Annotated in this window: 14 protein-coding genes and 1 pseudogene; 4 read left to right on the top strand and 11 right to left on the bottom strand. The window is 33.9% G+C overall.

The window, feature by feature from the left end; genetic code table 11:
• Positions 1 to 182: 182 nt before the first annotated feature.
• A pseudogene (locus QNJ66_RS25250) lies at positions 183 to 299 on the top strand (integrase); the annotation flags it as partial.
• Positions 300 to 308: 9 nt separating this feature from the next.
• On the opposite strand, the gene QNJ66_RS25245 reads toward QNJ66_RS25250, so the two are convergent.
• The gene (locus QNJ66_RS25245; protein ID WP_300511427.1) at positions 309 to 773 is read right to left on the bottom strand and encodes a Pycsar system effector family protein; all 465 of its coding nucleotides are present in this window, start codon (positions 771 to 773) and stop codon (positions 309 to 311) included.
• A gap of 83 nt (positions 774 to 856) precedes the next feature.
• Here QNJ66_RS25245 and QNJ66_RS25240 point away from each other — a divergent pair, with 83 nt between their 5' ends.
• The gene (locus QNJ66_RS25240) at positions 857 to 2,179 is read left to right on the top strand and encodes an adenylate/guanylate cyclase domain-containing protein (RefSeq protein WP_300511426.1); all 1,323 of its coding nucleotides are present in this window, start codon (positions 857 to 859) and stop codon (positions 2,177 to 2,179) included.
• A 473-nt stretch (positions 2,180 to 2,652) separates the two neighbouring features.
• Positions 2,653 to 3,228, top strand: a complete 576-nt coding sequence (locus QNJ66_RS25235; protein ID WP_300511425.1) for a DUF4112 domain-containing protein — start codon at positions 2,653 to 2,655, stop codon at positions 3,226 to 3,228.
• On the opposite strand, the gene QNJ66_RS25230 is transcribed toward QNJ66_RS25235, so the two are convergent.
• The 10 genes from QNJ66_RS25230 to QNJ66_RS25185 form a co-directional block, all read right to left on the bottom strand.
• Positions 3,190 to 3,369 (bottom strand): hypothetical protein, encoded by a 180-nt coding sequence (locus tag QNJ66_RS25230; RefSeq protein WP_300511424.1) that lies wholly within the window; start codon positions 3,367 to 3,369, stop codon positions 3,190 to 3,192. The genes QNJ66_RS25235 and QNJ66_RS25230 overlap by 39 nt on opposite strands.
• Positions 3,370 to 3,442: 73 nt before the next feature.
• Positions 3,443 to 4,048, bottom strand: coding sequence for a hypothetical protein (locus QNJ66_RS25225; protein WP_300511423.1), 606 nt, complete (start codon positions 4,046 to 4,048; stop codon positions 3,443 to 3,445).
• Positions 4,041 to 4,322, bottom strand: coding sequence for a hypothetical protein (locus QNJ66_RS25220; RefSeq protein ID WP_300511422.1), 282 nt, complete (start codon positions 4,320 to 4,322; stop codon positions 4,041 to 4,043). Before QNJ66_RS25220 ends, QNJ66_RS25225 begins: the two co-directional genes overlap by 8 nt.
• A 46-nt stretch (positions 4,323 to 4,368) precedes the next feature.
• Positions 4,369 to 4,905 carry a siphovirus Gp157 family protein gene (locus tag QNJ66_RS25215; protein WP_300511421.1) on the bottom strand — a complete coding sequence of 179 codons (537 nt, stop codon included), beginning with the start codon at positions 4,903 to 4,905 and terminating at the stop codon, positions 4,369 to 4,371.
• A 64-nt stretch (positions 4,906 to 4,969) separates the two neighbouring features.
• Positions 4,970 to 5,200, bottom strand: coding sequence for a hypothetical protein (locus tag QNJ66_RS25210; RefSeq protein ID WP_300511420.1), 231 nt, complete (start codon positions 5,198 to 5,200; stop codon positions 4,970 to 4,972).
• Between the two features lie 59 nt (positions 5,201 to 5,259).
• Positions 5,260 to 5,796 carry a Rad52/Rad22 family DNA repair protein gene (locus tag QNJ66_RS25205; RefSeq protein ID WP_300511419.1) on the bottom strand — a complete coding sequence of 179 codons (537 nt, stop codon included), beginning with the start codon at positions 5,794 to 5,796 and terminating at the stop codon, positions 5,260 to 5,262.
• A gap of 65 nt (positions 5,797 to 5,861) precedes the next feature.
• The gene (locus tag QNJ66_RS25200) at positions 5,862 to 6,527 is read right to left on the bottom strand and encodes a hypothetical protein (RefSeq protein ID WP_300511418.1); all 666 of its coding nucleotides are present in this window, start codon (positions 6,525 to 6,527) and stop codon (positions 5,862 to 5,864) included.
• Between the two features lie 11 nt (positions 6,528 to 6,538).
• Positions 6,539 to 6,730, bottom strand: a complete 192-nt coding sequence (locus tag QNJ66_RS25195) for a hypothetical protein (RefSeq protein ID WP_300511417.1) — start codon at positions 6,728 to 6,730, stop codon at positions 6,539 to 6,541.
• Entirely contained in the window at positions 6,731 to 6,976 is a 246-nt protein-coding gene (locus QNJ66_RS25190; protein WP_300511416.1) for a hypothetical protein, read from the bottom strand.
• Between the two features lie 51 nt (positions 6,977 to 7,027).
• Positions 7,028 to 7,558, bottom strand: a complete 531-nt coding sequence (locus QNJ66_RS25185; RefSeq protein ID WP_300511415.1) for a hypothetical protein — start codon at positions 7,556 to 7,558, stop codon at positions 7,028 to 7,030.
• A gap of 241 nt (positions 7,559 to 7,799) precedes the next feature.
• Between QNJ66_RS25185 and QNJ66_RS25180 the strand changes: the two genes are divergently transcribed.
• Positions 7,800 to 8,024, top strand: coding sequence for a hypothetical protein (locus QNJ66_RS25180; RefSeq protein WP_300511414.1), 225 nt, complete (start codon positions 7,800 to 7,802; stop codon positions 8,022 to 8,024).
• Positions 8,025 to 8,369: the final 345 nt, after the last annotated feature.

Below are 8,369 nucleotides of genomic sequence, written 5' to 3'. Positions count from 1 at the left end.
GTAATAGATAAAAATTACAGACTGTTATTGGGGTCAAATCTCCATATTCCTTATTATATAAGGCTTTCAGGCTTGTTCTCAATTCTCTCATGAATAATGCAGGTTAATACCAACCGTCACCCCAACCCAGACCATGCAGCATAAGTAATTGCGATCGCATCTACCTGTGCGTCTAATTTTAAGTTGATATTGTTACAGTACAGAAGTTGGCCGGCCATGCTAGTCCTGTTACTACGGCTAAATATGATAGACGGGGAGAAGCAGTTAAACGGCGGGCGGTGCAGAATTTGGGGTTTTAGTTAATCTTTTTAAAATAGCCGTATTATTAAAATAATTACCCAAAAAATAATTAATCCATATTTCTGAGATTCAACTGAACGTTCTATACATCGATATTTTTCTTGCGCTATCTTAGAAATCTCAAAAACTTGTTTTTGTAAATCTTCTAGCTTATCAGCTTGATCCACAACTTTCTTGTAATCATCATAGTTCCTATATTTTGCTATGTTTCCCCAAAATATACTGTTATTAGATGGAGAAGTGGTTCTAGGTTTAATACATTGAATTGCATAAAATAAACTAACGGCTATAGGAATCAAAGAGAGTAAAATCAACAAAATTTCCCAAGTTAATATTTCGCCAGGTAATAATACAAGCAAAGCTATATTTAAAGTAGAAAGTGCAATAATTAATCCGGCTTTAGTATCAGCAAACTGAATATACTGTGATACGTATTCTTTGACTTTCCACATATGTTCAAGATTTGATTCCATTGTTTACTATTTTTTTGATTCAACTTTATTGACGACCTTTGATTAATACGGTTATACTGTAACTATTGATTATAGTATAAATTATGGTAAATCTTACAGAAAGAAATATTAAAAAACAACTGAGTAGTATTTATGACCAATATATAAATGATGTTAGAAATATAGATTTTTCACGTCAATTAAGTAGACAAGATAGTCTTATTGAATTGAGTGAGGGAGAAATTGTTAAGTTATATTCGCTTCAAACATTGATTCGACCTTTGTATGGTAAAGGCTCACCTCAAATACCACAGATAGGAGACCATCCAGATTTTTTGGAAATAAAAGGAACAGACAAAAAAATCTATTGTGCAATAACAACTATGTTTATGGACATAGTAAGTTCAACCAGACTAAGTTTGTTTTATTCTTTGGAAGAAGTTCAATTGATAAAAAATGCTTTTATTAGAGCTACTATTGAACTAATCAAGTGTTTCGATGGTCACGTTCATAGAATTATGGGTGATGCTGTGATGGCTTATTTTGGAGGAAAAAATATTCAGGAGGAAATTGGAATAATTGATGGATTAAATTGTGCTTCTGTATTACGTTATTTCGTAGAAAGTGTTGTTTCAGTTGGATTAGAAAATAGAGGATTCCAAGAAAATTTTGGTATTCGTATAGGATTAGATTTTGGGGAAAAAGAGGATGTTTTATGGACTTCCTACGGTTATCCAGGAATGGATGAAGTTACTGCTACTTCTTTTTATGTAGATGTAGCATCAAAACTTCAACATGCAGCAGGAAAAAATAAAATTATGATTGGGCAATCTTTACGAGATTATTTAGACATTCCTGATGATTTGTTAAAAATAAAAACAATAAAAAAGAATGGGGCAGAGATGGAAGTTTATTATTTAACCCCTAACTATACAGATAAAGATAACAAATTAATTAATTATAGACAATATATATTTGATTGGGAAAAATATTTACAATTTTCTCCTGTTTCTCAAGAAAATTACATGATGAATGATAATAATTCACAAATAAAAAATATCCAAGTTACAGTTAAAGTTTATTGCTCTAGAGATAGCAAAATACAAGAAACAACATATTATACTTGTAGCAATTTTATCAACAAACATAAAGAGTTAAAGTTTATTATTTCTCTTCAAAGTTTAATACATTTAAGACCTTATCGAGTAAAATTTATTGTTCAAAATCATGGAAAGGAAGCTCAAGAATTGGGAGGAGATAATTTAGGAAATCATAACGAAAGTTATCTTATTCAAGAAAATGATAACACATCATATCTTGAGCATTGGGAAACTACTTTATACAGAGGATTACACTATATGATTATTGAATTATCCAATCATAAAGGTTTACAAAGAAGAACTAAGTTAGGAATTTATGTACAATAATCTGCGTCGACTTTTTTCTCTCTATCAAGAAAGTTTTTAAGACTTCTCAGGTTTTTATCACTGTTAAAATTCTTTAGGTTTAATTCTAATTGTTTGACCTTCATTATTTTTATTCTCCTGGGGGGCAAAATACCCCCATTATTCATTACTTAATCACTCACAGGGTGACAAGCACGTTTAAACCCTGATTGGAAGAGAGTTGCAGACGATTCAATACGATTCATTTATCACACAAAGGTAAATATAACTGAGTAGATCGTCCCACTAATTTTTAACTTCTGACTTCACGACTGTGGGATGAGATTTTTAAGACTGTGAGAGGATTTAGGCATAATTCCAGTGTAAACTCGAATTATAGCGGTTAAAAATGGCGAATTTATTAAAAAGCTAGAAAAAAATCCACATAAATATGCAGAATTTGGCATTTTAGGAATTAATATTTTTATAAATTCGTCTGATAAAAATAGTTAAAAATGTCTAAATTATCCCCTCGTCAAAAAAAATTAACCCGTCTTCATCGGATTAGTTTTATGTTGGACAAAGCTATTCCAATTCCAGGCACAAAATGGAGAATAGGACTAGACCCCATCTTAGGATTAATACCAGGGGGTGGGGATACCATAGCCGGTGTCTTATCAGCTTATATTGTTTGGGAATCAGCACGAATGGGAGTAAACCGTAAGGTGATTGGACAAATGGTTACGAATGTATTATTAGATTCATTAGCCGGTTCAGTACCCGTGGTGGGGGATGTTTTTGATGTCACTTGGAAAGCTAATGTAAGAAATATAGAATTATTAGAACATCATTTGAATTATACTCCTGAGAACAGAAAAGTTAACAAACTTTTTTTGATTGGATTAAGTGTAGTTTTAATTTTAATTGTCTTGGGATTTACCCTTTTTACATTGGCTTTAGTGACGACGAGCATTATTATCAACCCACTAAATCCAAATATGGGTATCAAATACAATGATTTTAACACTTCCCATTCATCGTCTGCAACTGGTTCACGCATGGTCATCATAGTAATTAACCGTTCCTTCTAAGGGAAATGGTTGATCAGAGCATGGAACTTTTTTCTGAGGAGAAATGATAATTTCTACAGTTTCTCCTGCTAGAAAAGGTAAATTTTCTAGAGTTATTTTTCCATTTTCAGTTAAAGCGACTTTTAGGCGATGGCTATTCATATAATAAGGATTCACTAATCACAAATAAAAGTTATCTCTATCATCTTCATGATAAAATAAATCTCCAGTATTATTAATAGTTTTTATAAAAACGTAACCAATCTTCATAACTTTTATGTTTGGCTTCGTACCGTTTTCCATCAACAATTAAATGATAGTCATTCCACTCGGCTTCTCCTACTCCTTCAACCCATTTTATCTTATCAGAAAATTGGGGTAAATGGGGATACAGATCATAATAAAGAGAAAAGGGTTGATAAGCTTTTTTATAACCTTTCCATTGCCATCCTTTTAATTTAAACCATTCTTCTAAAACCGTTTCTCCATGTTCAATGATATCAACATATTTGTGATGAGGAAAATCAGGAGAACCGACGATCATTCGCATTCTACCATCATGAATATAGTTATGACAAGCATGACATAAAGCGCAAGTTCCTACATATTTTACTTCACCTGTACCATAATTGATAGAATAACATTCATGTGCCTCTAACCAGTGATGATATTTAGCGTCATATTTATTAACACCACAAGCCCAACAATGTTGACCTAATTTAGCCTTTGCTTCTCTTTTTGTTCGGTTCCACCATTGTTGTCCCTTGATGACTCTTGGTGCTAACCCATGTAAAGGTTTGGGAATATTAGGATGAAATAATAACCAAGGATATTTACTCATTATTTTCTCCATTAACAATCATTAAAAATATTTTTCTAGGAACAGAAAAACGATTAAAACTAACAGCTTGAATAGCTTGACTATAAACAGAATTAACCTGTGTTTCTGTTGCTTTACTAACTTGAGTGATCTTGTATTGACTATCAAAACAACCTCGCCATTGACCGGTTGGTGTAAATCGAAATCGTCTGATAATAACCATTTTGCCCCGAACGGCACGAACTAATCCTGGTTGATTACCAACTGTAATCACGTCTCCTGGTTTGATATTCATTTTTAGAAATTCTCCTGCTCCTGGGGGAAAGTTCCCCCTATTACTACTATTTAATTGTCAAACTATATTCTTGATTGTCACTAAAGAAAGCCCAATCAATTTGTTTTTTACCTTTCAAAGCTTTCTTAATTTCTGTCAGATTAGCCTCAATTTTTACCCTTTGAAATTCTGAGGGTAATTGTTCAGGTTCAACATTCAAACAGACACGGGGCTGTTTACGTCTCATTGATAATTTACAAGTTGCCCCTTCAACCTTTCTTTTATCAACCCGTAACATTTCTTTAACTAAATAAGTTCGTAATCTTACTGATTGTTTTTCACTCATTTCAGCTAAAGTTTTCAACCGTTTCATTTCAGCTTGACGTGCTTTTGTTAGTGCTTCAAGTTGCTTGATGTAATGACCTACTTTTTCCGCTTTCTCATCAAATTGAGTGTCAGTATTTAACCATTCAGAAAAGACATGATTCCTTCTGACTTCTTTTTCAGATTCGCTTAAATCGTTACAATCTTCAATCTCATCAATGACTCTTTCTAATTCTAAGATATCATCAGAAATTTGCCAAAGTTTACCATTAGTTTCCATTGTGTTTTAGTCCTTAATTAATGAAGTGAGTTGATCAGGGGTAATAGATTACCCCAAAACATGATTAGTCGAGTAATTCTAAGCTATCTTCATAAACCCCTTGACATCCAGCTTTATTATCAAAATGAACCCAATAAATCCACCCCAATTTACAATTTTTAGTCTTTCCAAAAAGTTTGGCATCATCTTTCCACTCGATTCCATAAATTGTTCCTTTTCTTGAACCAAATTTAACCCGATCTCCAAACCAAAATTTAGGGGGTTGATTGCCATTGAATTGATAGTTTTTAGTCATTGGTTTTCTCCTTAACTGATATTGAGTGAAATTAATCTCCCTGATTGATTAAATTAAATTTAGTGGATTTCTCCTTGAACTCCCCAATCGTGATCTGGATTGACGATCTCTTTTTTTTCTAACTTTCTTCTCTCCCATTCTTCCCTAGTTATTTGCCCTTTAGGGATAGGCTTATTAGTTGATTTATTAGAATTATAAGAAAAATTATAATTATTACTATTTTTATTTTCCTTCCTCCATAAATCTCTTCCTAAACCAAACTTAGAACAGCATCGTCTTAAAGCCATAGCTTCAGCATTACTTGAAGGATCTCCATAAGATGAACAATCAACATCTTCGGTTCCTGTTGCCATTCTGGTTAAACTTTTATCATCACCATGAATAGTTAAAATTCCTGTTAAAGTAAGACGGTTACTGATTTGATTAACATCTTTAACTGACCATTCCCACCCATCAATTCCACAATTGTCATCAAGTAAGTCACAAAGGTCATACCATGCAATGTAATCAATCTTGTTACCTTTTAAAGTTTTGTAACTAATTAGTTTTTTAGGAACAGGTTGTGCTAAACTTCTCAAAATGTCAATTAATTTCATTTCAAACTCTCCATGAATGATAGGTAATGATTGGAAATAATAGGGAAATAATTCCCCATGACTCCTTAAAATATTGATTCTGCATATTGATAAACCTGGGCAGTTTCTGTTAAGTTAATTTTTCTCAAAAGATAGTTAACAGCATCATCAACAGCATCAAATGGAACCCCATGAATTGCCTTTTTAAACCAAGCTTCTACCCCTGAAAACTGAGTTTTGATAATACTGCCTATTTCTTCAGTTTCAGGATAGTATTCCTCACCATTAAATTTCTTTACCCAAGCAAATAAACGATATTCAATATTATTCTCTGTTTCATGTTTACGAGTAAAACAACCTGGGGGTAAATCTTCATCATTAATATCAAAATCATTTAAGTTTTGACTAGGCTCAACTTCAACATATTCTGACCTCATCATCTGATGTTTGCATTGAGCTTTTTGACCTGTTCTAACTCTGTAATACCAATCTTTACAGGTACAGGAATCAGCAGAAACTTGATAAACTTCTCCCGTTTCTAAGTTGGTTACTTCGCTATAATCATCATTCCAATCGTAACCATTAAACTCAGACTTCTTAAGAAAGGTTGCCCGTCTTTTCCCTTGTTTATCTTCATAATAAACCCAAGGAGTCTCACCTTTACCTAATAAACGAAACTTAATGATTTTAACCGCTACTTTCTTAAGAATAGCTAAAGCTGCATATTTCATAGTGTCTAAAATTTTAATCATTTTCTTTTCTCCTACTTGGATAATTGACTAGGTTTACATTGCATTGCGATGGTTGCATCGACTATTTGAAACTGAGGAATATTGAGATTAAGGGCGGTTTTCTTTGCTTCTGATTTCTTCTCAAAAATAGAAACTAAATGAACACCTGCTGACCATTCCCCGACAACTCGGTTATCTTGATCTAAGATTGACCAATATTTCATTTAAAATTCCTCATCTGCTGTACTTTCTGGGTAATTACTATCAAGTAATTCGGGTTTAATCTCACCTGTTGCAATCTTTTTCATGGTTTCTTCCCATCCCATCATGTAACATTGATTGTTAGGTTCTTCGGGTTTTGTCAAGGATAAAGCGTCGTTTTGTCCATTGATATAACAGTTATGTTGATCTTCTGCTATAAGTTCGGACTCCCACTCTAACCAAGGTTGAGCAAGGTTTAAATAGTTCATAATTACTTAGTTTTTTTGAAGAGATCCCCCCAAAGATGGGGGTTAAAAAGATTAGTCTTCTAAAGCTCTTTCTTTTTCTACTTCAATTTGAAAAATCCTTTTTTCTAAGCTTGAACTATTGTGATAATGCCAAGCAATATCCTCTAATTGTTCAGATAACCAATGAACAATAGACTTAGCAATCTGTTCTGAACTCCCTAGCAATTCCTCTTCTTCTTTGAGTAATTCAGCAGCTTCTAAAATCTCAGTATTTAGGTTCAGATGAGCATGGAGTAAATTAATTAAAGAATTAAGATTAACTCGGCTCATTCCTTTAACTTTGATCTCACATTCAAAGTCTTTTAAATATTTAGGTGAACGAACTTCACACCATTTGCAACCATACAAATTATTGAAGGTTTGCACATATCTTGAAACTTCATGTTTTGAACATCCTAAATAAGTCATAAACGCTGGTTTATCTAGGGTTTGATTACCCCATTTCTGCTTATTATGGATATCTTCACAAATAACCACGTTTTCACAAAGTTGGGTAACGATAAAGCTATCGTGAGGAGACTTTTTGATGACTTGTTGTACCATGATAATTACCTCATTGATTGATATTCGATGATTTGGGGTGAGAGCAGTTTCAGTCTTGGCGGATCGAACTGCTCTCCTTTGTTTACTCTTATATTATAACATGGGGGACACGAAATAATCTAATGTATTCATAGTTATTCCCAATTCATACTATAGACTTTTATCTATAAATAATCATGTAACTCTCAATGTGACCCATGCTATAATAAGATGAAATCAATAAAAGAAGTCTATGGGAAGTGTGAAAAGCGGGAGACCTGGGGGGAATCCAGATTTAGAGAAATATCATTTTAAGCCTAAATACGACTGGGACCAGCCGTGTTCTGAAAAGGTGAGTTTTCGTGTGCCTCTTTTCTTAAAAACAGCTATTAAAGAAGGAAAAATTAAGGATTGGCAGGAAATTTGTCGACAGGCGATCGCTGCTGAATTAGAAAAAAATCCCCCCCAGGAAGAACAAAAAAACTAAAATAGTACAGTCTGAAAACCACTAGCCATCACCACCGCGAGCGAGGAGAGGCAGGGGGGAGGGGAAACAAGCAAGCCAGGCCACCAACAAGCAGCCCCCCCTGCCCGACGAGCGAGCAAACAAGGGGCCAGACCACCAACAAGAAAGCCAAAAACTAGGGGCTACGCAACCAACAAGAAAGACAAAGGAGAAATACCCTTACCTCTCCTCTTCTCTCTCTCTCTTCTCCATAAGTGCGCGAGCGGTTTTTCGGGAAAACTAGGGGATATGAGACATAACCAGTTAGCCGAGCGCACCAACTAGCTTTTTTGCGCCCCAATATATAACAAAGGCACACCCATCAAG

Source organism: Crocosphaera sp. (genome assembly GCF_030064895.1).
Classification (GTDB): Bacteria; Cyanobacteriota; Cyanobacteriia; order Cyanobacteriales; family Microcystaceae; genus Crocosphaera.
The sequence above is the reverse complement of the archived record's forward strand: the minus strand, read 5'-3'. Positions and strand labels throughout refer to the sequence as shown.